At 67.0% G+C, this 23,596-nt stretch carries 23 protein-coding genes, 1 pseudogene and 1 riboswitch; of the genes and pseudogenes, 13 read left to right on the forward strand and 11 right to left on the reverse strand.

Annotated features, from left to right (window positions below; all coding sequences use genetic code 11):
- Positions 1-3: 3 nt before the first annotated feature.
- The 5 genes from ABZS43_RS18810 to ABZS43_RS18830 form a co-directional block, all read right to left on the reverse strand.
- A complete protein-coding gene (locus tag ABZS43_RS18810) occupies positions 4-1,377 on the reverse strand; it encodes a DUF5933 domain-containing protein (protein ID WP_355037187.1) in 1,374 nt (457 codons plus the stop codon).
- A gap of 67 nt (positions 1,378-1,444) precedes the next feature.
- Positions 1,445-2,590, reverse strand: coding sequence for a glutamate--cysteine ligase (locus tag ABZS43_RS18815; RefSeq protein WP_355037188.1), 1,146 nt, complete (start codon positions 2,588-2,590; stop codon positions 1,445-1,447).
- Between the two features lie 12 nt (positions 2,591-2,602).
- Entirely contained in the window at positions 2,603-3,289 is a 687-nt protein-coding gene (locus ABZS43_RS18820) for a superoxide dismutase family protein (RefSeq protein WP_355037189.1), read from the reverse strand.
- Between the two features lie 130 nt (positions 3,290-3,419).
- A complete protein-coding gene (locus tag ABZS43_RS18825) occupies positions 3,420-3,998 on the reverse strand; it encodes a LytR C-terminal domain-containing protein (protein WP_355037190.1) in 579 nt (192 codons plus the stop codon).
- Between the two features lie 58 nt (positions 3,999-4,056).
- Positions 4,057-4,410 carry a DUF3263 domain-containing protein gene (locus ABZS43_RS18830; RefSeq protein WP_355037191.1) on the reverse strand — a complete coding sequence of 118 codons (354 nt, stop codon included), beginning with the start codon at positions 4,408-4,410 and terminating at the stop codon, positions 4,057-4,059.
- A 181-nt stretch (positions 4,411-4,591) separates the two neighbouring features.
- On the opposite strand from ABZS43_RS18830, the gene ABZS43_RS18835 reads away from it, so the two are divergent.
- The 3 genes from ABZS43_RS18835 to ABZS43_RS18845 all read left to right on the forward strand — a co-directional run bounded on the left by ABZS43_RS18835 (position 4,592) and on the right by ABZS43_RS18845 (position 7,035).
- On the forward strand, positions 4,592-5,182 hold the full coding sequence (locus ABZS43_RS18835; protein ID WP_355037192.1) for a peptide deformylase: 591 nt from the start codon (positions 4,592-4,594) through the stop codon (positions 5,180-5,182).
- Entirely contained in the window at positions 5,172-6,146 is a 975-nt protein-coding gene (locus tag ABZS43_RS18840; protein ID WP_355037193.1) for a GNAT family N-acetyltransferase, read from the forward strand. The genes ABZS43_RS18835 and ABZS43_RS18840 overlap by 11 nt, the downstream gene beginning before the upstream one ends.
- Before the next feature lie 73 nt (positions 6,147-6,219).
- Complete coding sequence (locus tag ABZS43_RS18845; protein ID WP_355037194.1) at positions 6,220-7,035, forward strand: exodeoxyribonuclease III; 816 nt, start codon at positions 6,220-6,222, stop codon at positions 7,033-7,035.
- Positions 7,036-7,093: 58 nt separating this feature from the next.
- On the opposite strand, the gene ABZS43_RS18850 is transcribed toward ABZS43_RS18845, so the two are convergent.
- Entirely contained in the window at positions 7,094-8,293 is a 1,200-nt protein-coding gene (locus ABZS43_RS18850) for a hypothetical protein (RefSeq protein ID WP_355037195.1), read from the reverse strand.
- A 252-nt stretch (positions 8,294-8,545) separates the two neighbouring features.
- Between ABZS43_RS18850 and ABZS43_RS18855 the strand changes: the two genes are divergently transcribed.
- The 3 genes from ABZS43_RS18855 (at position 8,546) to thiC (ending at position 12,795) form a co-directional block, all read left to right on the forward strand.
- The gene (locus tag ABZS43_RS18855) at positions 8,546-9,742 is read left to right on the forward strand and encodes a homogentisate 1,2-dioxygenase (RefSeq protein ID WP_355037196.1); all 1,197 of its coding nucleotides are present in this window, start codon (positions 8,546-8,548) and stop codon (positions 9,740-9,742) included.
- On the forward strand, positions 9,742-10,926 hold the full coding sequence (gene fahA, locus ABZS43_RS18860; RefSeq protein ID WP_355037273.1) for a fumarylacetoacetase: 1,185 nt from the start codon (positions 9,742-9,744) through the stop codon (positions 10,924-10,926). Before ABZS43_RS18855 ends, fahA begins: the two co-directional genes overlap by 1 nt.
- Before the next feature lie 125 nt (positions 10,927-11,051).
- Positions 11,052-11,173, forward strand: a riboswitch (TPP riboswitch).
- Entirely contained in the window at positions 11,167-12,795 is a 1,629-nt protein-coding gene (gene thiC / locus ABZS43_RS18865; protein ID WP_355037197.1) for a phosphomethylpyrimidine synthase ThiC, read from the forward strand. It overlaps the preceding riboswitch by 7 nt.
- 83 nt (positions 12,796-12,878) lie before the next feature.
- Here thiC and ABZS43_RS18870 read toward each other — a convergent pair.
- Positions 12,879-14,006: pseudogene (locus ABZS43_RS18870) on the reverse strand (alpha/beta fold hydrolase); the annotation flags it as partial.
- 73 nt (positions 14,007-14,079) lie between these two features.
- A complete protein-coding gene (locus ABZS43_RS18875) occupies positions 14,080-14,637 on the reverse strand; it encodes a TetR/AcrR family transcriptional regulator (RefSeq protein ID WP_355037198.1) in 558 nt (185 codons plus the stop codon).
- Between the two features lie 39 nt (positions 14,638-14,676).
- Between ABZS43_RS18875 and ABZS43_RS18880 the strand changes: the two genes are divergently transcribed.
- Complete coding sequence (locus ABZS43_RS18880) at positions 14,677-15,921, forward strand: KasA/KasB family beta-ketoacyl-ACP synthase (protein ID WP_355037199.1); 1,245 nt, start codon at positions 14,677-14,679, stop codon at positions 15,919-15,921.
- Positions 15,922-16,015: 94 nt separating this feature from the next.
- A complete protein-coding gene (locus tag ABZS43_RS18885; RefSeq protein ID WP_355037200.1) occupies positions 16,016-16,810 on the forward strand; it encodes a thioesterase family protein in 795 nt (264 codons plus the stop codon).
- Positions 16,811-16,819: 9 nt separating this feature from the next.
- On the opposite strand, the gene ABZS43_RS18890 is transcribed toward ABZS43_RS18885, so the two are convergent.
- The gene (locus ABZS43_RS18890; protein WP_355037201.1) at positions 16,820-17,227 is read right to left on the reverse strand and encodes a VOC family protein; all 408 of its coding nucleotides are present in this window, start codon (positions 17,225-17,227) and stop codon (positions 16,820-16,822) included.
- 87 nt (positions 17,228-17,314) lie between these two features.
- Positions 17,315-17,971, reverse strand: coding sequence for a helix-turn-helix domain-containing protein (locus tag ABZS43_RS18895; RefSeq protein ID WP_355037202.1), 657 nt, complete (start codon positions 17,969-17,971; stop codon positions 17,315-17,317).
- Between the two features lie 87 nt (positions 17,972-18,058).
- On the opposite strand from ABZS43_RS18895, the gene ABZS43_RS18900 reads away from it, so the two are divergent.
- From ABZS43_RS18900 to thiD, 3 genes are all read left to right on the forward strand, one after another.
- Positions 18,059-19,201: an epoxide hydrolase gene (locus ABZS43_RS18900; protein WP_355037203.1), complete on the forward strand. Its 1,143-nt coding sequence runs from the start codon at positions 18,059-18,061 to the stop codon at positions 19,199-19,201.
- 147 nt (positions 19,202-19,348) lie between these two features.
- Positions 19,349-19,972, forward strand: coding sequence for an SDR family oxidoreductase (locus ABZS43_RS18905; RefSeq protein ID WP_355037204.1), 624 nt, complete (start codon positions 19,349-19,351; stop codon positions 19,970-19,972).
- Positions 19,973-20,033: 61 nt separating this feature from the next.
- Positions 20,034-20,879 (forward strand): bifunctional hydroxymethylpyrimidine kinase/phosphomethylpyrimidine kinase, encoded by an 846-nt coding sequence (gene thiD / locus ABZS43_RS18910; protein WP_355037205.1) that lies wholly within the window; start codon positions 20,034-20,036, stop codon positions 20,877-20,879.
- Positions 20,880-20,903: 24 nt separating this feature from the next.
- On the opposite strand, the gene ABZS43_RS18915 is transcribed toward thiD, so the two are convergent.
- Entirely contained in the window at positions 20,904-21,629 is a 726-nt protein-coding gene (locus ABZS43_RS18915) for a TetR/AcrR family transcriptional regulator (protein WP_355037206.1), read from the reverse strand.
- A gap of 167 nt (positions 21,630-21,796) precedes the next feature.
- On the opposite strand from ABZS43_RS18915, the gene ABZS43_RS18920 reads away from it, so the two are divergent.
- Positions 21,797-22,441 carry a class I SAM-dependent methyltransferase gene (locus tag ABZS43_RS18920; RefSeq protein WP_355037207.1) on the forward strand — a complete coding sequence of 215 codons (645 nt, stop codon included), beginning with the start codon at positions 21,797-21,799 and terminating at the stop codon, positions 22,439-22,441.
- 114 nt (positions 22,442-22,555) lie between these two features.
- Positions 22,556-23,593 (forward strand): hypothetical protein, encoded by a 1,038-nt coding sequence (locus ABZS43_RS18925; RefSeq protein ID WP_355037208.1) that lies wholly within the window; start codon positions 22,556-22,558, stop codon positions 23,591-23,593.
- The last annotated feature ends 3 nt before the right edge of the window (positions 23,594-23,596 follow it).

Consider the following 23,596-nt stretch of genomic DNA (forward strand, 5'->3'; position numbering starts at 1 on the left):
CGGCTACGAATAGTCAGCCGCCAGCCCGGGTTGTACTCGCGCCGGGACCGGTTCGCGGTGGGTCGCGAACCAGGTGGCGTGGAAGGCCGCGGCGAAACCGGCGAGCAGCGCGAGCACGATCGTTCCCGCGAGAGCCGGATATTCGGCCATGGGGACGGCCAGATACCGGTAGGACAGCAGCAGGGCGGCCAGCGTGGCGGCCCCCGCGCCGACCAGGCGGACGCGGAACCACCCCCAACCGCGCTCCGGTTCGCGCAGCACCGATTCCACGGTCAGACACAGCACCGCGCCCGCCACGAGGTCGACGCCGTAGTGATACCCGAAGCCGAGGGTCGCGATGAGGGTGCACACCAGCCAGAACGCGCCGCCCCACCGCAGCCACGCGGGAGCGCGGGAGCCGTCGATATCGCGGCGGGTGTGCAGGAAGACCGACAGCGCCCACGCGGTGTGCATGGACGGCATGCAGTTGCGTGGTGTCGCGGTGTCGAAAGGCATCGCCGCCGGATCCCTTTCGATCGGCGGCACCACACTCGGCCAGTAATTGCCGAGTTGCAGACCGTGACCGTCGACGCCGTAGGCGAACATCGGGCCGACCACGGGGAACAGCAGGTACACGATCGGACCGAGCAGACCGAGGACGAGGAAGGTCCGCACCAGATAGTGGGTGGGCCACTGCCCGGTCGGAACGATCCGGCGCAGTTGCCATACGGCGACGACGATCGCCGCGACGGGCAATTCGATATAGACCCAGTGCAGCACCGCGTACACAGCGGGACCGAGCGCGTCGATGACCCGGCCCATCAGCCACGACGGGTCGCCGAGGGCATGATCGGCCAGCATCACGTATTGGTCGAGCACCCGCGGCCGCGTCACCACCGTGACGTGCAACCAGACATCGCCCACCTTGGTGGCGAGGATCAGCAGCGCGCCCAGCGCCGCGGCTCCGAGGGCATTGCGCCGTTCGGCCCCGCGCCAGCGCAGCAGGGCGGTCACCGCGATCGCCGTGAGCACGATGACCGCGCCGTTGCCGACCGTCGGCGGATCACCCGCGAGCAGCCGCGCGCCCGCGCCGATCAGATCGATGACGACAGCGGCGCTCACCGCGAGGACACGACGTCTCGCCGTAAGCCCGACCAGGGCGAGCACCAGTCCGGCCCACGGCACCGACATGGATTTCGGGGTGCCCGCGTAGTCCTTCCACAGGCTGGCCAGCGGCCCTTCGAACCCCTGTCCGGTCGCGGCGATCTGCAAGGCGATCAATAGCGCCGCGACGGCGAGGACCGCTGCCACGCCCCAGATCCGGGTCGTCGGCGCGGACGATCGACGCGGCGGAACTCCTACGCGGGCACCCGGATCTTCGACTAGCACGTCGACCATAGTAAACGGGGAATGAACGCTGTCCCCCTGGCGATCTGAACGGTCGTCGACCGGTTCGGGCGGCCGATCAGCGATCGAGTTCCTTCACCAGCGCGTCGACCACCGCGACCAGGTCACCCTGGGCCGCGGCGGCGACCTTGCGCTGGCGTTGATACGAGGCCCCATGCACGGGAATCTCGGCCACCATCGCCAACTCGTCCGCGCAGCCGAGCTGTTTGGCCGTCGGCTCCAGCCGGTTCAGCATTTCGGTGAGATCGTCTGTGACCAAACGCTCATTGCTGGCGGCGTCGACGATGACGATGGCGTCCAGCCCGTATCGCGCGGCCCGCCACTTGTTCTCCTGCACATGCCACGGCGGCAGCGTCGGCAACTGCTCACCGTTTTCGAACCGGCGATCGAGATCGACGATCAGACAGTGGATGAACGCGGCGAGCGCGGCCAGCTCGGCCCTGGTCGAGGTGCCGTCGCAGACGCGCACCTCGATGGTTCCCCATTTCGGTGCGGGCCGGATATCCCAGTGCATGCCGCCGAGTTGTTCGAAAACTCCGGTTTTGAACTGGTCGTGCACGAAATGCTCGAACTGGCTCCAGTTCTCGAACTGGAACGGCAGGCCGGCGGTCGGCAACTGCTGGAACATCAGCGTGCGATTACTGGCGTATCCGGTATCCGCGCCCGCCCACATGGGCGAGGATGCCGACAGTGCGAGCAGATGCGGATAGGCGAGCAGCAGCGAGTTCAGAATCGGGAGAACCTTGTCCCGGTGGGAGACTCCGACGTGCACGTGCACGCCCCAGATCATCATCTGACGGCCCCACCACTGGGTGCGCTCGATCAACTCGTCGTAGTGCTCGGAGCGGGTCAACTGCTGTGCGGACCACTGGGCGAACGGGTGGGTGCCCGCGCAGAACAGGTCGACGCCCAACGGGTCGGCGGCGCGGCGCACGGCGTCCATCGTGCCGTGCAGATCCTCTACCGCGGCGCCGACGGTGTCGTGGACACCGGTGACGAGTTCCACGGTGTTGCGCAACAACTCCTTGGTGACCTGCGGAGTTCCGTCCCATGCCCGCAGCTCGCCGACCTCGTCGAAGACAGCGGAGGCGGTATTGGAGAGATCGCGCGTCACCTTGTCGACGAGCGCGATCTCCCATTCGATGCCGATAGTCGGCCGGGGCGAGCCTGTGAAGGGAACCTGTTCAACTCTTGCCCTGGCCATCTCTCACCTTGTCTAAGCGATTACGCCGCAGGCGACGCGGCCACCAGCGTCTCCTGTCGCGAGCGTGGTTTCGTCCGGGCCAGCTACGCCGTCGGCGCGAACATAACGGTTGGGGATATTGCCGAAGTTGTCGGCATCGGCGTGCACGATCAGCGCCTTGCCCTTGATATCGGCGAGGGTCAACGCGTCGGTCGTGGTCACCAGGGTGCCCATGCCGTCGGCACGCACCTCGAGCGAGGTGAGGTCGCCGCTGGCCGGGTGCGCGTTCGCGCTGCCGACCTGCAGGTGACCGCCCGCGGAGAGGAAATCGCCCGCGCCGCCGCCGGTCGGGGCCACCGAATTCGCCTCACATTTGCCGATCTGGTGGATGTGGAGACCGTGGAAACCCGGCCGCAGGCCGTTCGCGTCGACCTGCACCTGCAGATGGTTACCCGACGAGGTGATCGTGGCGGTGGCGACCGATTTACCGGAGGGATCCTTCAGATCCACCTTGGCGCCCGGATTCGTCGAATCGCTGCCGTGCTGCTCACCGAATTCGGAGGCGGGCGGAGCGGCCGCGCCTGTCCACACGGGCGGGTTCGTTCCCTTGACATCACTCGACTCCTGACTGTTCGAGCAGGCAGCGAGGCCGAGGACCGCGACCGCAAGCACCGGGGTCACAGTCCGCCAGGACGGGCGACGAGTTGTGGACGGGGCCATCGGAGAACTCCTTTACGAGTACCGAGTTTACGAGTAAAGCTGGGTGGACAACGTTTGTTACCGGACAAGATGATGCCACGCCCGGCGAGCCGCACCGTGACAGGGCCGTATGGCTCGGAGCACTCGAACGTCAGTTACCCGCCAGAATGACGACGACACCCGCGCCCGAATCACCGACGTCCGAGGACTTCGGTTCTGCCGTCGCGCCCAATGCCCGCGCGACCTCCATCGCAGCTTCCCGTTCCCCCGGTGAATTCCCGTAGTACACGGTGGTTTTGGCGATATTGCCGCCCGCGTAGTTCCCGGACGACACATTCGTCCAGCCATCGGCCTGCAACTGGCCCGCGGTACGTGAGGCCAATCCGGCGACCAGGCTGTTGTTCAGCACGCGGATCGGCACCGCGCGATTCGCCGCGGGCGCTGCCTGCGGCGCGGTGGTGGCCGGGGTCGCGGTGGTTGGGGTGGTGGTCGCCGCGGCCGTCGTCGTCACGGGCGCGGAGGACGCGGCGGCGGTGATGCGATCCGTCGGCGTGCTGACCGGCGCCACGCTCGTTGTGCCGGTCTGCGACTCGGCGACGGTCGAGTCGTCGGCCTCCGAACTCGACAACGACATCGCACCGAGGCCCGCGAAGACGATGGCCAACGCGATCAACACCATCGCCAGCGCGCGCAACGGAGGCCCGCCGGAGGTGGGATTGGGGTAGCTCACGGTATCGACCCTAGTCCCACATCGGGTTCCGGGGTCCGCATCTCGCCGCCGAGTCGGGTCATACCTGGAAACCGAGACGACGGGCCGCCCTGGCCTTCTGCCTGCTCGCGCGGAGGCGGCGCAACCGCTTCACCAGCATCGGATCGACGGCGAGCGCCTCCGGCCGGTCGACCACCGCGTTGAGAACCTGGTAGTAGCGGGTCGGCGACATGCCGAACAGCTCCCTGATGGCCTCCTCCTTGGCACCGGCGTATTTCCACCACTGCCGTTCGAAGGCCAGAATGTCGTGCTCGCGACGACTGAGGCCGCCTTCCCCCTCCGCCGCCGGAGCACCGGCTTCGGCCGGCATATCCCCGTTCGCGGAAGGCCCGCCCTGGGTCGCGGGAAGATCCCGTGCCGCTGCGCCGTCCATCCTGCTCCCTCGCCGAGTAACCACCAGACGAAAATGGTGCTTGTACGTCGCGAATCATTGAACCACGGGACCATCGGGCGTCTCAGCGTTGCTCCCGGCGTGTTTACCCGACAGTAGCGGCGTGTCACTGCCGGTCGGCACGCGATCACGGCCGGATCGGCACCCAGTAGGCTTACCGCCCATGGCAATCCTCCCCATCGTGATCGTCGGTGACCCCGTGCTGCACAACCCGACGCAGCAGGTCACCCAAACCCCGGAGGAACTGGCCGAATTGGTCGCGGATATGTACGAGACGCTCGAAGCCTCGAACGGTGTCGGACTGGCGGCCAACCAGGTCGGCGTTCCGCTGCGATTGTTCGTCTACGACTGCCCGGATATCGGCGAGGACGGCGCCGCGACCAGACGCAAGGGCGCGGTGATCAATCCGGTGCTCGAGACCTCGGCGATCCCCGAGACCATGCCGGACCCGGACGACGACGAGGAAGGCTGTCTGTCGGTTCCTGGCGAGCAGTTCCCAACCGGCCGGGCCGAATGGGCGCGGGTCACCGGCACCGACGAACACGGCGAGCCGGTCGATATCGAGGGCAAGGGTTTCTTCGCGCGAATGTTGCAGCACGAGGTCGGACACCTCGACGGATTCCTGTACGTGGACGTGCTGATCGGGCGTAATGCCCGCGCCGCCAAGAAGTCGATCAAACGCAACGGCTGGGGTGTTCCCGGGCTGAGCTGGATTCCGGGCACGGTGCCCGACCCGTTCGGGCATGACCACTGAGCCCGCGCACCCCGAGGCAGGCCGGTCGGATATAGCGCTGGGCCGACGGGTCGTGATGCGGTACCGGCTGCCCGCGGGCCATCCGCAACCGCTCACCGATGTGATCGGCGAACTGGTGTCGCTCGACCCGCCGACCGTCCGCGCCGCCGACGGGCAACTGGTGTCCGTCACCACCGACCGCGTCGTCGCCCTGAAAGCCTTGGGACCGAGACCGATTCGTATCGGGGAGATCCGCGCTCTGGAAGCCGCGGCCGCGTTCGGGTGGCCGGGGATCGAGCACGAGTGGATCGACGGTTGGCTGTTGCGCGCTGGCAACGACTACACCCACCGCGCGAATTCCGCTGTGCCACTGGGAGATCACGGCATACCCGCCGATCTCACGACCGAAACGCTGCTGCGGATCGACGACTGGTACACCTTGCGCGGCCTGCCGTTGCGATTGGCGCTGCCCGATCGTCTCGCGCCCGCGCCGCCCGGCTGGACCATCGAGCGCGAGACGGTCGTCCTCGGGATCGACATCGAGAATTTCGTGCTGCCGCAGGGGCCCCCGATGGTGCGGTTCGCGCCGACACCGGAGGCCGCGTGGCTGGATATGTACCAGCACAGCGGCGAGAATCCGGATTCGACACCCGTGCCCGAGGTGCTGACCGCGGTGCACGAGGGTGAGCTGGCATTCGCCGCGCTCGGCGTGCCGCAGCCGATCGCGATCGGACGTGGCGCGCTGACCACCGCGCCGGACGAGCGCCGCTGGATCGGTGTGAGCTGTGTCGCCGTCGCCGCGGAGCACCGCAGGCACGGACTCGGATCGCTGATCTGCGCGGAATTGATCCGCTGGGGACACGACCGGGGCGCGACCCACGCCTACGTGCAGGTCGAGGCGCGGAACTCCGGCGCGCTCGCCCTCTACCGGGATATGGGCTTCCTGGACCATCACACCTACCGGTACGCCTCGCCCCCGGAGTGACAGCGCGGGAAAGAGCGTAGAAAGAACTGTAGGCCCGGTCCCCGGGTGGGCCCATTGCGAAGGAAGGCATTTCGTGCGTCTCGCGACTTGGAACGTCAACTCGATCCGTTCCCGTATCGATCGGGTGGCACAGTTCCTCGACCGCCAGGACATCGATGTGCTCGCGATGCAGGAAACCAAATGCCGCGACGATCAGTTCCCGTTCGAGCGCTTCGACGAACTCGGATACGAGGTCGCCCACCTCGGCATCAACCAGTGGAACGGCGTGGCCATCGCCTCGCGAATCGGCCTGGAGGATGTCGAGTACGCCTTCCCCGATCAGCCGGGTTTCGACAAGGACGCGGGCGAATCCCTCATCAGCGCCCCCGTCCTAGAATCCCGCGCACTCGGCGCGACCTGCGGTGGAGTGCGCGTCTGGAGCCTGTACGTGCCGAACGGCCGGGCACTGGACGACCCGCATTACACGTACAAGCTGGAATGGCTCGCCGCGCTGCGCGCCAACGGCGCGGCATGGCTGGCCGACGACCCGCTGGCCCGCATCGCACTGGTCGGCGACTGGAATATCGCGCCGACCGATGACGATGTCTGGTCGGTCGACTTCTTCCAGGGCAAGACCCACACCTCGAAACCCGAACGCGACGCCTTCGAGGCCATCGCCGACACCGGTTTCACCGATGTCATGCGACCGTTCGCCCCCGGCCCCGGCGTCTACACCTACTGGGATTACACCCAACTGCGCTTCCCCCGCAAAGAGGGGATGCGCATCGATTTCGTCCTGGCCTCACCCGAACTGGCGGGCAGGGCCGTGGACGCGGTGGTGGACCGCGAGGAGCGAAAAGGCAAGGGCGCCAGCGATCACGCGCCCGTCATCGCGGAATTCGGCGACTGAGCGACGCCAGGCCCGCACGCGCGCGGCGACTCACCCGTTTCGGGTGCACACGGCCGACTCACGCGGTGACGTAGGCGAACTCGTCTGCCGCGAGCGCGGCCCAGGACGGTCGCGCCTCGGCCGCGCGTGCGGCGAGTTCCTCGACCAGATCTCCGCGATCGGGATCGTTGTCGTACGGATTACGCGGGAACCAGCGCGGCCAGTGGTCGTACGCGCGGTCGACCCGGACGTCCTCGCCCTCGACAGTGAACCGGATGAACAGCCACCGGCCGTATTCGCCCGCTTCGATATCGCGCAGCCGCCGCAGCCCGGTCGGAATCTTGCGCGCGTTGCGCGGCACGCCGACACCGATGCCGCGACCCACCCGGAACGCGAAATCGACGTGCCCGTACTCCCGATACAACAGGTGGATGCGGGCGACCATATCGGCGAGTTCCGGACTGTCGGGCGGGGTGGACCGTGGCAATTCGGAGGCCTCGACCATCCCGGCGACAAGTTGTCGGCGATGTTCCACCGAGGTGATACGACGGCGCAGACGCGGACCTGTCGCGGGAGCGGGAAGTTCTTCGGCCACCGGCGCCGAACCCGCCACGACGCCGCCGCGGTCGAGGAAATCGAATACCGCGTCGGACAAATCGGGTCCAAGCGCACTGACCAGATCCCTGGTCACCGCCCTGGTCTCCGCGGCGGCGAACAGCGCCGCCACCTCGTCATGGGTCACCCCGTGCAGGGATTCCGCGAAAAGCCCCACCAATTGCCGCAATTCGAGCAGCGGATAGAGCGCGACCGCCGTCTCGTATTCGACGCGCAACTGCTCCAACTGGTCCGCGTGCCGCCAGTCGTCGCCGTCCCACCAGCGGACGAAATCGATCACCTCGTCCAGCATCAACGGCGTGAGATCGGCGACCGGCACCCACGGGGGCGCCCCGACCAGCAGATCCTGCGGTTCGACCGGAGCGATGTAATCGTCATCGCGTCCCTGCCCGAACAACACGGCCGTTCCGTCCCGATACCGCTCCAGCGTGAACCAATTGTTCGCCATACCCATGTCGAACGTGACACGGCCACCGGCCAACTCACCTAGCTGCCCCGCCCCCTCCGGATCCTGCACCACTTGGACCACAAGGGTGCGCCCCCACAGAACATCCAGCGTCGGCAACTCGGATTGCATGCCCCACAACCTAATCCCCGCGACGCCGATCGTCAGGTCGCGAGCGTCGGCGCTTGCGGTGTGGAGGCAGCCGGTCTCGGCGGACATTCGCGCCTCGTTCGGACAGGTTCCCGCGGTGGTGGACGGCGATTGTCCGGTCCGGCCGGTACCCCGCCGTAGCGGCACGACCGAACGACATCGCGACGTGATCCTGCGGCACTTCTTCGGCAGAATGCCGAGCAAATCGGCGATCTACTGACAATATCCCCGCAGATCAGCGGAAACTTCCAGCCGATCGGCTGTCCGCTCACTACCATGGACGTATCGAATCCGACCGGCGACCGGGCGGGAGGTGCGGCCATGGCGTTCTATCGGCAGGTGGGTGCGGTGCCACCCAAGCGGCACACCCAGCATCGCGACGAGCACGGCGGGCTCCTCTACGAGGAGTTGATGGGCGAAGAGGGTTTCTCCGGGGATTCCTCGCTGCTCTACCACCGTGGCCTGCCGCCCGCGATCATCGATTCCGCGGTCTGGGAACTGCCCGATCAGCGCACCTCCCCGAATCACCCGCTGCGCCACCGTCATCTGCGGCTCCCCGAATTGTTTCCCGGTGACAGCGCCGCGGGCACCGATCCGGTGACGGGGCGGCGACTGCTGCTGGGCAACGCGGACGTGCGCATCTGCTATGTGGTAGCGGCGAGCGATTCGCCGTTGTACCGCAACGCCATCGGCGACGAACTGGTGTACGTGGAATCCGGTTCCGCGACGGTGGACACGGTCTTCGGAACACTGCGCGCACAGCAGGGCGATCAGGTGCTGATACCGCGCGCCACCACCCACCGCTGGTCGCCGACCGGGCCGGATCCCCTGCACGCCTACGTGATCGAGGCGTCGAGTCATATCACGCCGCCGAAGCGCTACCTGTCGCGATTCGGCCAGTTGCTCGAGCAGGCCCCCTACTGTGAACGCGACCTGCGCGGACCGGACGGCCCGCTGCTGGAGACGGGCACCGATATCGAGGTGCTGGTCAAACACCGCGCGAGCGGCCGAGTGGTCGGCACCAGAATGCGCTACGCGACCCACCCGTTCGATGTGGTCGGCTGGGACGGCTGCCTGTATCCGTTCACCTTCGATATCGCCGATTTCGAGCCGATCACCGGGCGGGTGCACCAACCCCCGCCGGTCCACCAGGCGTTCGAGGGGATCAACTTCGTGATCTGCGATTTCGTCCCGCGCAAGGTCGACTATCACCCCCTGTCGATTCCGGTGCCGTACTACCACTCCAATGTCGACTCCGACGAGGTGATGTTCTACTGCGGCGGGAATTACGAGGCGCGCCGGGGTTCGGGGATCGAACAGGGGTCGGTGTCGGTTCATCCCGGCGGCTACGCGCACGGTCCGCAGCCCGCGGCCTACGAGGGCAGTATCGGCATCGAATACTTCGACGAACTCGCGGTCATGGTCGACACCTTCCGGCCACTCGAACTCGGCGAGGGCGCTCTGGCCTGCGAAGATCCCGAGTACGCATGGACCTGGTCCGGTCGAGGGCCGGGCTGATGGCCCGCATCGACGTCCCGGAGGACTCGCCGTTCGGACCGGACCACCTGCCCTACGGGGTCTGTGCCCCGCGCGCGGGGGAACGGGGCGGGGCGCGGGTATGCACGCGACTCGGCGACGTGGTCGTCGACCTGTCGCTGGCTTTGGACGATCCGGATTTCGCGAATGCGAGTCTCGATGCCTTTCTGGCGAGAGGCGTCCGGCATTGGCGCGATACACGGGATCGCTTACGCGCTCTCGTCGACGGCGCGATTCCCGACGCGGCGGTTCATCCGCTGGCCGAGATGGATTCGCTGCTGCCGATCCGGATCGGCGACTATGTCGACTTCTACGCGAGCATCGACCACGCCACCAATCTCGGACTCCTGTTCCGTCCGGATTCCGAACCGCTGCTGCCGAATTGGCGATATCTCCCGGTCGGCTACCACGGCAGGGCGGGAACGGTAGTCGTCTCGGGAACCGATATCCGTCGTCCGCGCGGGCAGCGGCGAACCGATTCCGGCGCGGTGGATTTCGGGCCGTCTCGGCGATTGGATATCGAGGCCGAGCTCGGCTTCGTGATCGGCGTCGGCTCCGCACTCGGGACATCGATCGCGACGGGCGAATTCGCCGATCACGTATTCGGGGTCGCACTGGTCGACGACTGGTCGGCCCGCGATATCCAGGCATGGGAGTACCAGCCGCTCGGGCCGTTCCTCGGCAAATCCTTCGCCACCTCGATGGCCGCCTGGATCACCCCCCTGTCCGCGCTCGAATCCGCGCGTATCCCCCTGCCCGATCAGCACCCCGAACCACTGCCCTACCTGCGCGAAACCGAGAACTGGGGGCTGGATATCGCTATCTCGGTCAGCTGGAACGGCACGCTCGTCTCGACCCCGCCGTACGCACGCATGTACTGGTCACCGGCGCAGATGCTCGCCCACCTCACCGTCAACGGCGCCGCCACCCGCACCGGCGACCTCTACGCCTCGGGCACCGTCTCCGGACCGGACCCGAGCGAGCGCGGCTCCTTCATCGAATTGTCCTGGGGTGGAAGTGCACCGATCGCGCTGAACGGCGAACAGCGCACCTTCCTGGAAGACGGCGACGAGGTGGTCATCACCGCCACCGCACCGGGTACGGGCGGCTCCCGCATCGGGCTCGGTGAGGTACGCGGCCGCGTTCTGCCCGCCCACGAGCGCTGAACGTCCTTGGCATCGCACATCCGGCCGGGGAAAGATCCGCGACGGAAAGGGCGGTGAGCCAGGTTCCTCCCCCGATCGCCGGGAACCCGCTCGGGCGGGCGGGTATGGTTGGCCGGGGAAAATCGCACATCGCCAACGGGGGCTCGCACCAGCGGGCTGAGAGGACGGCTAGCTCCACGGAGCGGACAGGGCCGTCGACCGTATGAACCTGACCGGGTAATGCCGGCGTAGGGAGAAATCATGACGAGCACACCTGTCGACACCGTGACCACCGGTCCCATCGAAGGCAGCGTCAAACACTATCGCCAGGTCGAAGACCTGCGCATTCCGGTACGCCGGATCAATCTCAGCAACGGCGAGACCTTCGACGTCTACGACACCTCGGGCCCGTACACCGACGACGCGGCCACCATCGATCTCGAAGCGGGCCTGCCCGCGCTGCGCGACAACTGGGACAAACCCCAGGTCGACGGCCCGCCGACCCAGCTGGCCTGGGCGCGCCGGGGGATCATCACCCCGGAGATGCGGTTCATCGCCGCACGGGAGGGCGTGACGCCCGAACTGGTGCGCGACGAGGTCGCCGCCGGGCGCGCCGTGATCCCCGCCAATCACAAACACCCGGAACTCGAACCGACCATCATCGGCAAGAAATTCCTGGTGAAGATCAACGCCAATATCGGCAATTCGGCCGTCTCCTCCTCCATCGCGGAGGAAGTCGAGAAAATGGTGTGGGCGACCCGCTGGGGCGCCGACACCATCATGGATCTGTCCACGGGTAAGAACATCCACGAGACCCGCGAGTGGATTCTGCGCAACTCCCCCGTGCCGGTCGGCACCGTGCCGATCTACCAGGCGTTGGAGAAGGTGAACGGCGATCCGACGGCGCTCACCTGGGAGATATACCGCGACACCGTCATCGAACAGTGCGAGCAGGGCGTGGATTACATGACCGTGCACGCCGGTGTGCTGCTGCGTTATGTCCCGCTCACCGCCAAACGCGTCACCGGAATCGTCTCGCGCGGTGGATCGATCATGGCCGCGTGGTGTCTGGCTCATCACCAGGAATCGTTCCTGTACACCAACTTCGCCGAACTCTGCGAAATCCTCGCGAAATACGATGTGACCTTCTCCCTCGGCGACGGTTTGCGCCCCGGCTCCATCGCCGACGCCAATGACGAGGCCCAGTTCGCCGAACTGCGCACCCTCGGCGAACTGACGAAGATCGCGAAATCCTCCGGCGTGCAGGTGATGATCGAAGGACCCGGCCATGTGCCGATGCACAAGATCGTGGAGAACGTGCGACTGGAGGAGGAGTTGTGCGAGGAGGCCCCGTTCTACACCCTCGGCCCGCTCGCGACCGATATCGCGCCCGCCTACGACCACATCACCTCGGCCATCGGGGCGGCGATCATCGCCCAGGCCGGCACCGCCATGCTCTGCTATGTCACCCCGAAGGAACATCTGGGCTTGCCCAACCGTGACGATGTGAAGGTCGGCGTGATCACCTACAAGATCGCCGCGCACGCCGCCGACCTCGCCAAGGGCCACCCGCACGCCCAGGACCGGGACAACGAATTGTCCAAGGCGCGTTTCGAATTCCGCTGGCGCGACCAGTTCGCACTATCCCTCGATCCGGATACCGCGCGCGAATATCACGACGAGACGATGCCCGCCGAACCGGCCAAGACCGCGCACTTCTGCTCCATGTGCGGCCCCAAGTTCTGCTCCATGCGCATTTCCGCCGATGTGAGGGAGTACGCCGAACGCCAGGGGCTGACGGATGTGCAGGCCATCGAGGCGGGTATGGCGGAGAAATCCGCCGAATTCGCCGATGCGGGTAAGAAGGTGTACCTGCCCGTGGTCTCCTGAGACCGCGGCGGCGCGACCGTCGCGGACATCGCATCGCCGCCCTGCGTAGGGGGCAGGGCGGCGGGGGTTTGCGATGTCCGCGCGGCGACCCCGGTTGCCCATTCGTGTGGCGTGGCCGGGTCATGGAGTGAATTGATGATCAGGATCGGTGGACCGGCCTGGATCCTGGGGGCGTGCGGTGGATTGGCCGGCGGGATCGGCCAGCCCGAGCAGATGGCAGCCGCGGCCCAGGCGAAATGGGTGCGCAGGGTGGGGGCGTTCTGGTGTTGTTCCTCCCAGAGCCGCTGCCAGCGGTCCTGGTCAGGGATGTCGAACTGCCAGTCGGAGCAGACGATGATTTCCGGCATGGGGGCGGGGACATCACGGCGGCCCGCCGCGGTGAAAAGGTCGCTGTAGAGGGTGTGGACGTCTCGTCCGCGCAGCACACACTCTTCGGTCGCCCCGCACCACGCCGCGAATTCCGCGAAGGTGTCTTGACCCGCGCGGGCTTCGCTCGCAAGGAAGGCACGCCCGGCCAGGCTGTGGTCATCCACGCTGTCCAGCAGCGATGCGAGAACCCTGTGCGGAAACAACTCGGTATATGCCTGCGCGGGCAGAGTTCCGTAGGAACGGCTGTAGAGGGTGATGCGATCTTCGCCGAGCGCGACCCGCAACTGCTCCACATCGCGGGCCACGCTCACCGCATCCAGGTGCTCCACGAGCGGTCCGGTGTACTCCCGGCAACTGTCGGCGAGATCGCGTGCGTAGGAATGGACATCCTCGATCCGCCCGTCCGCATCGGGCACCAGATCGGGCCACCCGCTGATGAGTCCTGCGTCGCAGCGCACCGGATGGCTGCGGCCGACGCCTCGCGGATCCAGGCTCACAATGTCGAATCTCGCTCGCAATTCCTCGGAGAACTGCGCACCGCGCACGATCTGGTCCACACCGGAACTGCCGGGCCCACCGGGCAACGAGATCAACGTCCCGATTCGTCGCGCCTGGTCGTCGGCGCGATCCCGCACCACCGCGATATCGATGGTCTCCCCACCCGATGTCGCCCGATCGATCGGCACGGTCAGGCTCGCGCACTCGAAATCGGCGTTCTCCGAACAACTCCGCCAGTCCAGCGACTGCTGCACGACACCGTCGGCGGCAGTGCACGCTGCCAGTGCGCCGGATCCGAGCACTACAACCAGCAGAACGCCCAGAATATTACGATCCACCACCATGTCGTCGATCGTCGACGCACAACCCGCTCTACCGCATCACCCGCCCGAGCCAACCCGAACTCACCCTGCGGTACTAGTGAATACTCTGTTCGATCAGGCGCTGCGCCGCCCGTGCGGTTCGCGCGACGTCACCGGTGATCAGCCGATCCTGGATTACTCCGCGCAGACCGGAAATCAATAGCGTAGCAACAGCTTCCGTATCGTCACTGATATCGACACGACGTAGCGCCGCGGAGAGCTCGGCGACGAATGTGGCGATCGCGTCGTGGGCGTAGCGCGCGTACGGACTGCCGGGCGCGCAGGCCGCACCGAGCACTTGGAGCAGGACTCGCACGCTGGTCGCGCCGTCGCCGGACAGGCTCGACTCGAAGAAGTCGGTGAGGCATTCGCGCAACGCGCTCGCGTCGGCGATATCGGCGAACAGCGCGGCGATATCGGGGCGCTGCGTGGCGAGGGCCTGGACCAGCAGTTCTTCCTTGGTGTCGAAGTAGTAGATCAGCATGCGGGAACTGGTGCCGATGGCCGCGGCGAGCGGGCGCAGCGACAGTTCGGCGAGGCCGTTGGCGGCGATGTATTCAACGACGCCGTGCAGCAGTTCGGCGCGTTTGGCGTGGTCGAGCGGGCGGGCCATAGGTTGACTGTAGCGACTGCTACAGGTATTCATATCACCGTGACTGTAACAATCGCTTCAGAAACTCGGTCTTCGGTTGTCGTCACCGGGTACGCCGCGACCACCTCGCTGGCCGACGATGCCGACACGACCTGGTCGGAACTGCTGCGGGGCCGCACCGGAATCCGGCTGCTCGATGATGATTTCGTCACCGAATACGACCTGCCGGTGCGGATCGGCGGAAAGTTGAGAACACAGCCGGGCGATCAACTGACCCGGATCGAGCAGCGGCGCCTGTCCTATGTGGAGCAGTTGGCGCTGATACTCGGCCGACAGGTCTGGCAGCGGGCGGGCATTCCCGAGGTGGAGGGCGAGCGCCTCGCGGTGGCCATCGGCACCGGACTCGGTGGCGCCGATGCACTGATCGATGCGGTGGACGCCATGCGCGCAGGCGGCTACCGCAAGGTGTCGCCGATGTCGGTGCCGATGGTGATGCCCAACGGCCCCGCCGCCACGGTGGGACTCGAAATCGGCGCGAAGGCAGGGGTTTTCGCACCGGTATCGGCCTGCTCATCCGGTTCGGAGGCGATCGCGCACGGCTGGCGGCTCATCACCACCGGCGAAGCCGATGTGGTGGTGGCCGGGGGCGTCGAAGGCCATATCCACGCGGTGCCGATCGCGAGCTTCGCCATGATGCGCGCGATGAGCACCCGCAATGACGAGCCGGAACGCGCTTCACGCCCGTTCGATCGGGACCGCGACGGCTTCGTCTTCGGCGAGGCGGGCGCGCTGCTTGTCCTGGAATCCGAAACCCACGCCAGGGCCAGGGGCGCGACGATCCACGGCCGGGTGCTCGGCGCGGGAATCACCTCCGACGCGTATCACATCGTCGCCTCCGAACCCGGCGGCGTCGGCGCGGCCCGCGCCATGCGCAGGGCGATACAGACTGCGGGACTGAGCGATTCGGATATACAGCACGTCAACGCGCACGCCACATCGACCTCGATCGGCGACGCATCTGAAGCCGAGGCCATCACCTCGGTCACGCCGGACGCATCGGTTTACGCACCCAAATCCGCACTGGGACATTCGATCGGGGCGGTCGGTGCTCTGGAATCGGTGCTGACGCTGCTGACGCTTCGGGATGGAATCATCCCGCCCACTTTGAATCTGGACAATCTCGACCCAGCTGTCGAGCTGGATATCGTCGCGGGCGCACCGCGTGAACAGCGCATCGAGTACGCGCTGAACAATTCTTTCGGCTTCGGCGGGCACAATGTCGCCCTCGCCTTCGGCAGGACGTAGGCCCGAGGGGCATCGGATCGGCCGTGCGACCACGTAGCAGAATCGATAACCGACCGACCGGCATCCCCGCCGGTCCGAGAGATGGACCACGACCGTGAGCGACGCCTTCTACCTGCCCGATCCGGAGAACTCGAATCGGTTCATCTCCACCGAGCTGACCAGGGGGCCGTGGTCCCCCGACGCCCAGCACGCGGGCCCGCCCTCGGCGCTGCTCGGTCATGCCATCGAGCGCTGCGAACCGCGCGAAGGTTTCCAGGTCGGCCGGGTGGCGGTGGAGATCCTCGGGCCGGTGCCGCTGGAACCGCTCACCGTCGAGACCCGCGTGGCACGCCCTGGACGCAGTGTCGAATTGATCCAGGCCACCCTGTCCACCGACCGCGGCCCGGTGATGACCGCCAATGCCTGGCGATTCAAACTCGCCGATCCCGAACTGGAACTACCCGAAACCATCCTGCCGTCCGGAGCGCGCCCCGGCCCCGACCACGCCCTCCAACCGGCTCTCTTCCCGTCGACCCAGGCGATCGGATTCCACACGGGAATCGAATACCGTTTCGTGACAGGCTCGTTCGCCGAACCCGGTCCGGCGATCTGCTGGATCAGGCTGAAGTATCCGATCGTGGCGGGTACGACGCCGAGCCCGCTGGAGCGCACACTGGCGGCGGCCGATTCGGGAAACGGGGTGAGCGCGGTACTGGATTGGGAACGCTTCCTGTTCATCAACACGGATCTGACGGTGACGCTGCACCGTCAGCCCGCGGGCGAATGGGTCTGCCTCGACGCCGTCACCTACCCACAGCCACACGGCATCGGTCTCGCCGAATCGGTCCTGTTCGACGAGAAGGGACCGCTCGGCCGCGGCACCCAGACCCTGCTGGTCGGGCCGCGCTGACCGGCGGTCTCAGGGTCGGGTGGAAATCTGCTGGACGGCCCACCCGTTGCCGTCGGGATCGGTGAAGAACAGGAATCCGACATTGTCGAGCGGATCGGGTGTCGGATTCGGGTTCTGCCCGAGAACCTGCACGTCACCGACATCGACACCACGCGCGACGAGTTCGGCGCGCGCCGCGCGGATATCGGGGACGACCAGTTGCAGGCCCTGGATCGATCCGGGTTCCATCGCCGGAACCGCGCCTTTGCCGATGACGACAGAACAGCCCGAACCGGGCGGTGTCAGCTGCACGATGCGGACATCGTCGCCCATGACGATGTCGTGGTCTACCACGAATCCGAGTTTCTCGGCGTAGAACTGTTTGGCGCGGTCGATATCCGACACCGGTATGACGACGACCTCGAGGGTCCAGTTCATAGTCAACCTTTACGTTGCTGGGACGGGGTTCCGCAATGCGGGACGGGCAGGTGTTTCGCTCGGGTCTCGGGCACTGACCGGACGAATTCAGGTGTCGGCGCGGCGTTCCCACCGCCAGGCGAATTCTCCCTCACGCGGCGCCGGGCCGGGCAGTTCCACGCCGTCGGCCGCGAGACCCGCCACGAGCATGGCCAAGGTGCGCCTGCGCAGCTCCGTCGTGCGCACCGGGTCGGGTACGGCGATCGCCGCGCAGGCGTCGAGGACGAGACCGAGGTCGAGGGAGTTCACCTCGGGCCGTAGCTTGCCCGAGGCATGCGCGCGACGTACCAGCTCTTCGTTCACCTCGCCGGAGTGCACGACCTCGGGCAGTAGCGCCTCGTCCGGGGTGAAGGTGCCCGCCAGATGGACGGCCAGCGAATGGACATCGGCGTCGACCACCCGTTCCAGGAACCGGACCAGGGCGTCCCACCCGTCCGGCTCCTCGAGCGCCGCGTCCGCCTCGGCGTTGTAGCGACGCAGCCCGTCCTCGCAGAGGGTGCGCAACAGCGCCTCCTTGCTGGGGTAGCGGCGGTACAGCGCACTGATGCCGACCCCGGCGCGTTCGGCCACGGCGGCGATCGGCGCACTGGCGTCGGCCAGGAAGACCTCGCGGGCGGCGGCCAGGATGAGCCCGTCATTGCGAGCCGCCTGCGCTTTGCGACCGGATAAGGGCGGCCGAGCCGCGGGTTCGGTTGCCTGTGCCATGGGCCCAGACTAGCACTTGAAACGGAATGATCCGTTCTGCTACTGTTCAAACAGAACAAACCATTCCGTTCCGTATAGGAGAAGCAGATGCCCGCGCACGCCGTCGAACCCTTCCGCATCGACATCCCGCAGTCCCGCCTCGACGACCTCTCCGATCGGCTGCGCCGGACGCTGTGGCCCCAGGAACTGCCCGGCGTCGGCGATGCCTACGGCGTGCCCAACGAGCGGGTGCGCGCCCTCGCCGAGTACTGGCTGGAGAAGTTCGACTGGCGGGCGCTGGAAGCGCGACTGAACGCGCTGCCGCAGTTCACGACCGAGATCGATGGTGAGGACATTCATTTCCTGCATATCCGGTCCTCGCGGCCGGACGCGGTGCCCGCGATCCTCACCCACGGCTGGCCGGGCTCCATCCTCGAATTCCTCGAGATCATCGCGCCGCTGACCGAACCGGAATCCGAGGACGCGCCCGCCTTCCACCTCGTCATCCCCTCCCTGCCCGGTTTCGCGTTCTCCGGCCCCACTCGTAGCAAGGGCTGGAATCAGGGCCGCACGGCGCTGGCCTGGCTCGAGCTGATGTCGCGGCTCGGCTATCCGACATTCGCCGCGATCGGCAATGACGCGGGCTCGATGATCGCCCCCGCCGTGGCCCGTCTCGCCCCGGAACGTCTGCTCGGAGTCCATGTGACGCAGCTGTATTCGTTCCCTTCGGGGGATCCGGCCGAATTCGAGGACCTCTCCGCCGAGGACATGGCGGCACTCGGTCACCTGCAGTGGTTCCGCGACAACAAGATGGCGTTCAACACCCTGCACAGCCAGCAGCCGCAGACCCTGGCCTTCGCGCTGGCGGACTCTCCGGTGGGTCTACTCGGTTGGAACGCACAGCTTTTCGGCACGAGCCTGGATCCGGACTTCATCATCGGCAATGTCGCCATCTATTGGCTGACCGGCACCGCGGGCTCCTCGATCCGCTTCTATTACGAAGACGCCCACACCGCTGACGCTCCCGGCCAGCCGACCACGACGCCCGTCGGCCTGGCCATGTTCGCCGGCGATTTCCAGTCCATCCGCCGCTTCGCCGAACGTGACCACCGCAATATCGTCAGCTGGAACTCCTATGATCCCGGCCTCGGCACGAGCGGCGCCAACGACGCTGCGGGCCACTACGCCGCACACGAGTCCCCCGAACTGCTCGTCGGGGATATCCGTCAGTTCTTCTCGCGGGTCATCTGATTCCGCACGAGCGGTCTCTTCCCGGTGCGGGCGGGCCTGGACACTCGCGTATGTCCGCGAGACGCGCGACCATGGTTCCCGCCCGCGACCGCTGCTGTACTGGATTCACCGACGGCACAACAGCTTCGAGCTTCCAGGGGAGTAATCATGAGAATCGCGGTCTTCGGCGCCACCGGTAGCGTAGGTCGCCTCGTCGTGGAACGGGCACTGGAACAGGGCCACGAGGTGACGGCCTTCACCCGCGACGCCGCCGGTATCGCGCGGCGACACGATCGACTGCGCGTAGTGCAGGGCGATGTTTTCGACACCGACGCGGCGCAGCGGGCCGTGACCGATCAGGACGCGGTGATCGTCGCGCTGGGCGACGGCCGCACGGGCAAGGTCAGGTCCGGCGGCACCGAGGCGATCATCGAGGCGATGCGCCGGACCGGCGTGAAACGGCTCATCTGTCAGAGCAGTCTCGGCGTCGGCGACAGCCGAGACAATCTCGACTTCTTATGGAAGTACGTGTTTTTCGGGGTACTGCTGCGCAAGGCGTACAACGATCACGTCGCGCAGGAGCAATGCGTGCGCGCCAGTGGTCTGGACTGGACCATCGTGCGACCGAGCGCCTTCACCGACGGACCGCGCACCGGCGGTTTCCGCCGCGACGTCCCCACCGACGCGACGGGTCTCACGCTGAAGATCTCGCGCGCCGATATCGCGGACTTCCTGGTCGAACAGCTGACGGACGCGACCTACGTCCACCGGACCCCCGGCATCTCGAATTGAGACTCGAATCGAGAACAGCCTCGCTCGAGGCGACACACGCCGCGCGTCGTAGGGTCGAGCTGTGAAGCTGTTGCCGATTCCCGCCGCCGGACAGACCCCCGTCCGCGTCCTGACGATCGCGGGCACCGATTCGGGCGGTGGCGCCGGGATCCAGGCCGATACCCGCACCATGGCCTTCTGTGGCGTCCACGCGCTGGTCGCGGTCGCGGCGGTCACGGTGCAGAACTCCGTCGGCGTGAGCGGATTCCACGAGATCCCACCGCGGATCGTGGCCGATCAGGTGCGTTCGGTGGCCGGTGATATCGGCATCGGCGCGGTCAAGACCGGAATGCTGGCTTCCACGGCCATTATCGAGGCGGTCGCCGAGGTATGCCGCGAGGTCGGAATCGGCCGTGACGGATCGATTCCGCTCGTCGTCGATCCGGTGGCGGCCTCCATGCACGGTGATCCGCTGTTGCACGAGGAAGCGCTGGACGCGGTGCGGCACACGCTGATTCCACTCGCGACGGTGGTGACACCCAATCTCGACGAGGTCCGGCTCATCACCGGCATCGACGTCACCGACGACGCGAGCGCCCGTCGCGCCGCCGAGGCGCTGCACACACTCGGCGCGCGCTGGTCGGTCGTCAAGGGAGGACATCTGCGCTCCTCGAAGGTCAGCACCGATCTGCTCTTCGACGGCGACACCTTTCTCGAATACACCGCGCCGCGCCTCGAGACCGGCAACGACCACGGCGGCGGCGACACCCTCGCGGCGGCCATCGCCTGCGCGCTCGCCAACGGATACTCCGTCCCCGACGCCGTCGAATTCGCCAAGGAGTGGACCCGCCGCTGCCTGGAAGCCTCCTACGACCTGGGCCGAGGGCACGGCCCCGTCTCCCCGCTCTGGCGGCTCACCCACACCTGACCGCAGACCCGTACCCCCGGGTGATCAGTCGTTCCCGAAAGCCAGGTGCAGGGGACGATCGGCGTCGATGACGATGCCGTTGAGGCGGGCGTTGGAATGCGCGAGGGCGGAGATGATATCCGCCAGGTAGGCCACGAACTTCTCGATCGGCATGGTGTCGGCGCGCAATCTGTTGGCGCCGAGCCACCAGTCGGTAGCCGACGCGACGGCCCCGAATATCGAATAGTTGACCAACTCGACACTGTCCACGTCGACCGAGCCGTCATCGACGAGCCCGACGATCAATTCGGCCGCGCGGCGGGCGGATTGGCGGGCCGATCGCAGTGCCCGCGCGGATTCGTCGGCGTTGTGGGTGAAATGGCCGTGCAGCATGAAACGGAACACATGGGGATGTTCGGTCACCACGAGCATGTACTCGGTGGCGCCGCGACGCACCAGTTCACGCGCCGAGTCGTTGGTCAGATCGATACTCGCGGTGATGCGTTCCCAGAGGATGTCGCGGACCCGGTCGACGATCGCGTCGTAGAGGTCGGTCTTATCCTCGAAATGCCGGTACAGCTTGGGTTTCGCGGCGCCCGCCGCCTTGGCGATATCACCCATGCTGACCTCGGGACCGAAGGTGTCGAGCGCGCGGAATGCGGCGTCGACGAATTCGTCACGGACCTTCAGCCGATGCTCGCGCCACCGCTCGGTGCGCGCGTCGACGCGCGCTGGCGGCGTTTCGTCTGGTCTCCGGCCGCGTTGCCTCACATCTGCGACCGTACCAACCGACGCGCCGACCTCGAACGATTCGGTCCCGGCGAGCGCCGCCGGGTCGCCGCGCCGACGGTGTCACAGGATCGCATCCCGGTGGCACGGTGTTGCCGAAACGGCAAGAAAACTGGTCACCTGCGCGGGCGCTGTTCCACCATGGCGGCATGACCGATACCACCGCGCCGCGCAGCGCACAGGAATTCTGGGAAGGCTTCTACCAGGAGCGCGACCAGATCTGGACCGGCAAACCCAATCCTCTGCTCGTCCGCGAGGCCCGCGACCTTCCCCCTGGCACCGCACTCGATCTCGGCTGCGGGGAGGGCGGCGACGCGATCTGGCTCGCCGAACGCGGCTGGCGGGTGACCGCCGTCGACATCTCCGCGACCGCCCTCGGCAGGGCCGCGGCACATGCCGGGAACGCGGGTGTCGGGGACCGGATCGAATGGGCCGAACACGACCTGGCCCTGACCTTCCCCGAAGGAACGTTCGACCTGGTGACGGCCCAGTTCTTCCACTCTCCCGTCGACAAGAGCGGCGAGCAGACGCGGATACTGCGCCGGGCCGCCGATGCGGTGGCTCCCGCGGGTGCGCTGCTCATCGGCAGTCACGCCGGATGGCCGTCATTCGTCGACCACAGCCATACCGATGTGCATTTCCCCACCCTCGCCGAACTCCTGGACGGACTCGAGCTGACGCCGGGGCAATGGCGAGTCGAGACCTCCGAGGAGGTCGAGCGCGAGCTGACGGGCCCGGAGGGTCAGGTCGGGCTGCGCACCGACACCGTCCTGCGGGTGCGCCGCACAGCCTGACGGCCGCCGATCCAAATGCGCACGTCATCGCGCTGCCGAGGGATCGCGACACGTCCGTGTCCCCCCGGTACCCGGGGCTCGACAAGGTTCGCGGTGATCGTTACGGTGCTCCGCATGAACCTGGGCAATGGCGGATTCGCGAGCGCGGTCGCGGCGTTCGGGCGCGCGGTCCGAACCTCCGACCAGGGGGCTGTGCGATCGGCGCATGAAGAATTGCTCGATGCCTTGCACACCGCGTCCCAGGCCGAGGCCAGAGCGGCCGGACCGCTGCTCGCGGACCTGCTGGACGAGTTGCCCCACGGTGCGCGCGCGCATATCGCGCTCGTCGTCGGGGCATGTGTGGAACGCGGCGCGGACGCGGTGACCTGCGCACCGCCTGTGCTCGCGAATCTCGCCGGCGCTTTGGAGGACGCACGGGAATTCGCCGAGTACTGGGCCGCCGCCGAGGGCGGCGAACTACCCGATCCCGCGAATATCGATCCAGCGGATTTCTTCGACGGCGCGGGAGTTCACGCCACGCTCTCCTGGTGGACGCTCGACGAATGGATCCGAGCCTGCCTCACCATGTTGCAGCGCGAGTCGGTGCGGCGCGGTCTGGCTCCAAGCACGCGCGCGCTGTTGACGCGGCGGCACGAGGCCTACGCCAAACTCTCCGGCGACTGGCGCAAGGATCTCGCCTACGCGTTGCTGGTACTCGACGACGAACCGGTGGTCGTGCTGCACCGGGAGACCGGCTCAGGATTCCTGGTTCGCATCACCGGGATCGGCGACAACTTCCAGCTGCACACCTTGCTCGCCGATGTCCTCATCGGCGGTGGACATCTGCCCGGCGAGGCGCCGTCGGCCGCCGCGGCGGCGGTCTGCCGCACCGTCGACGGCCGGGTGATCACCAGGGGATCGTTGAATCTGGTCGCCGCCGACGGAACCTGGCTGTGGCACGAGGGCACCCCCGCCGACATCCCGGTGGTCGAGGGCTCCAGGCTCCTCGTCCTCGATCCCCCTCCGTACCTGCGCGACTGGCAGGCCGGGCGGTATTTCCGTGCCATGCCGGGCGAACTCGTGCTGGAGCGGACCCTGACGAAAGGGGAGACCGCGCGGTGGTTCGCCCATGTCGCCCCCGCGAAGAAGTCGGGCGAGTCCACCGGCGAATAGCGG

It is taken from the genome of Nocardia sp. NPDC005366 (genome assembly GCF_040606855.1).
In the GTDB taxonomy this organism is placed as follows: domain Bacteria; phylum Actinomycetota; class Actinomycetes; order Mycobacteriales; family Mycobacteriaceae; genus Nocardia.

What these genes read in the sequence shown, in the direction of transcription:
- ABZS43_RS18920 (WP_355037207.1), top strand. Translation starts at nt 21,797, where the DNA reads ATGACCGATACCACCGCGCCGCGCAGCGCACAGGAATTCTGGGAAGGC.
- ABZS43_RS18820 (WP_355037189.1), bottom strand. Translation starts at nt 3,289, where the DNA reads ATGGCCCCGTCCACAACTCGTCGCCCGTCCTGGCGGACTGTGACCCCG.
- ABZS43_RS18875 (WP_355037198.1), bottom strand. Translation starts at nt 14,637, where the DNA reads ATGGCCCGCCCGCTCGACCACGCCAAACGCGCCGAACTGCTGCACGGC.
- ABZS43_RS18890 (WP_355037201.1), bottom strand. Translation starts at nt 17,227, where the DNA reads ATGAACTGGACCCTCGAGGTCGTCGTCATACCGGTGTCGGATATCGAC.
- ABZS43_RS18905 (WP_355037204.1), top strand. Translation starts at nt 19,349, where the DNA reads ATGAGAATCGCGGTCTTCGGCGCCACCGGTAGCGTAGGTCGCCTCGTC.
- fahA (WP_355037273.1), top strand. Translation starts at nt 9,742, where the DNA reads ATGGCCCGCATCGACGTCCCGGAGGACTCGCCGTTCGGACCGGACCAC.
- ABZS43_RS18815 (WP_355037188.1), bottom strand. Translation starts at nt 2,590, where the DNA reads ATGGCCAGGGCAAGAGTTGAACAGGTTCCCTTCACAGGCTCGCCCCGG.
- ABZS43_RS18925 (WP_355037208.1), top strand. Translation starts at nt 22,556, where the DNA reads ATGAACCTGGGCAATGGCGGATTCGCGAGCGCGGTCGCGGCGTTCGGG.
- thiC (WP_355037197.1), top strand. Translation starts at nt 11,167, where the DNA reads ATGACGAGCACACCTGTCGACACCGTGACCACCGGTCCCATCGAAGGC.
- ABZS43_RS18855 (WP_355037196.1), top strand. Translation starts at nt 8,546, where the DNA reads ATGGCGTTCTATCGGCAGGTGGGTGCGGTGCCACCCAAGCGGCACACC.
- ABZS43_RS18835 (WP_355037192.1), top strand. Translation starts at nt 4,592, where the DNA reads ATGGCAATCCTCCCCATCGTGATCGTCGGTGACCCCGTGCTGCACAAC.
- ABZS43_RS18850 (WP_355037195.1), bottom strand. Translation starts at nt 8,293, where the DNA reads ATGTCCGCCGAGACCGGCTGCCTCCACACCGCAAGCGCCGACGCTCGC.
- ABZS43_RS18810 (WP_355037187.1), bottom strand. Translation starts at nt 1,377, where the DNA reads ATGGTCGACGTGCTAGTCGAAGATCCGGGTGCCCGCGTAGGAGTTCCG.
- ABZS43_RS18895 (WP_355037202.1), bottom strand. Translation starts at nt 17,971, where the DNA reads ATGGCACAGGCAACCGAACCCGCGGCTCGGCCGCCCTTATCCGGTCGC.
- ABZS43_RS18830 (WP_355037191.1), bottom strand. Translation starts at nt 4,410, where the DNA reads ATGGACGGCGCAGCGGCACGGGATCTTCCCGCGACCCAGGGCGGGCCT.
- ABZS43_RS18840 (WP_355037193.1), top strand. Translation starts at nt 5,172, where the DNA reads ATGACCACTGAGCCCGCGCACCCCGAGGCAGGCCGGTCGGATATAGCG.
- ABZS43_RS18900 (WP_355037203.1), top strand. Translation starts at nt 18,059, where the DNA reads ATGCCCGCGCACGCCGTCGAACCCTTCCGCATCGACATCCCGCAGTCC.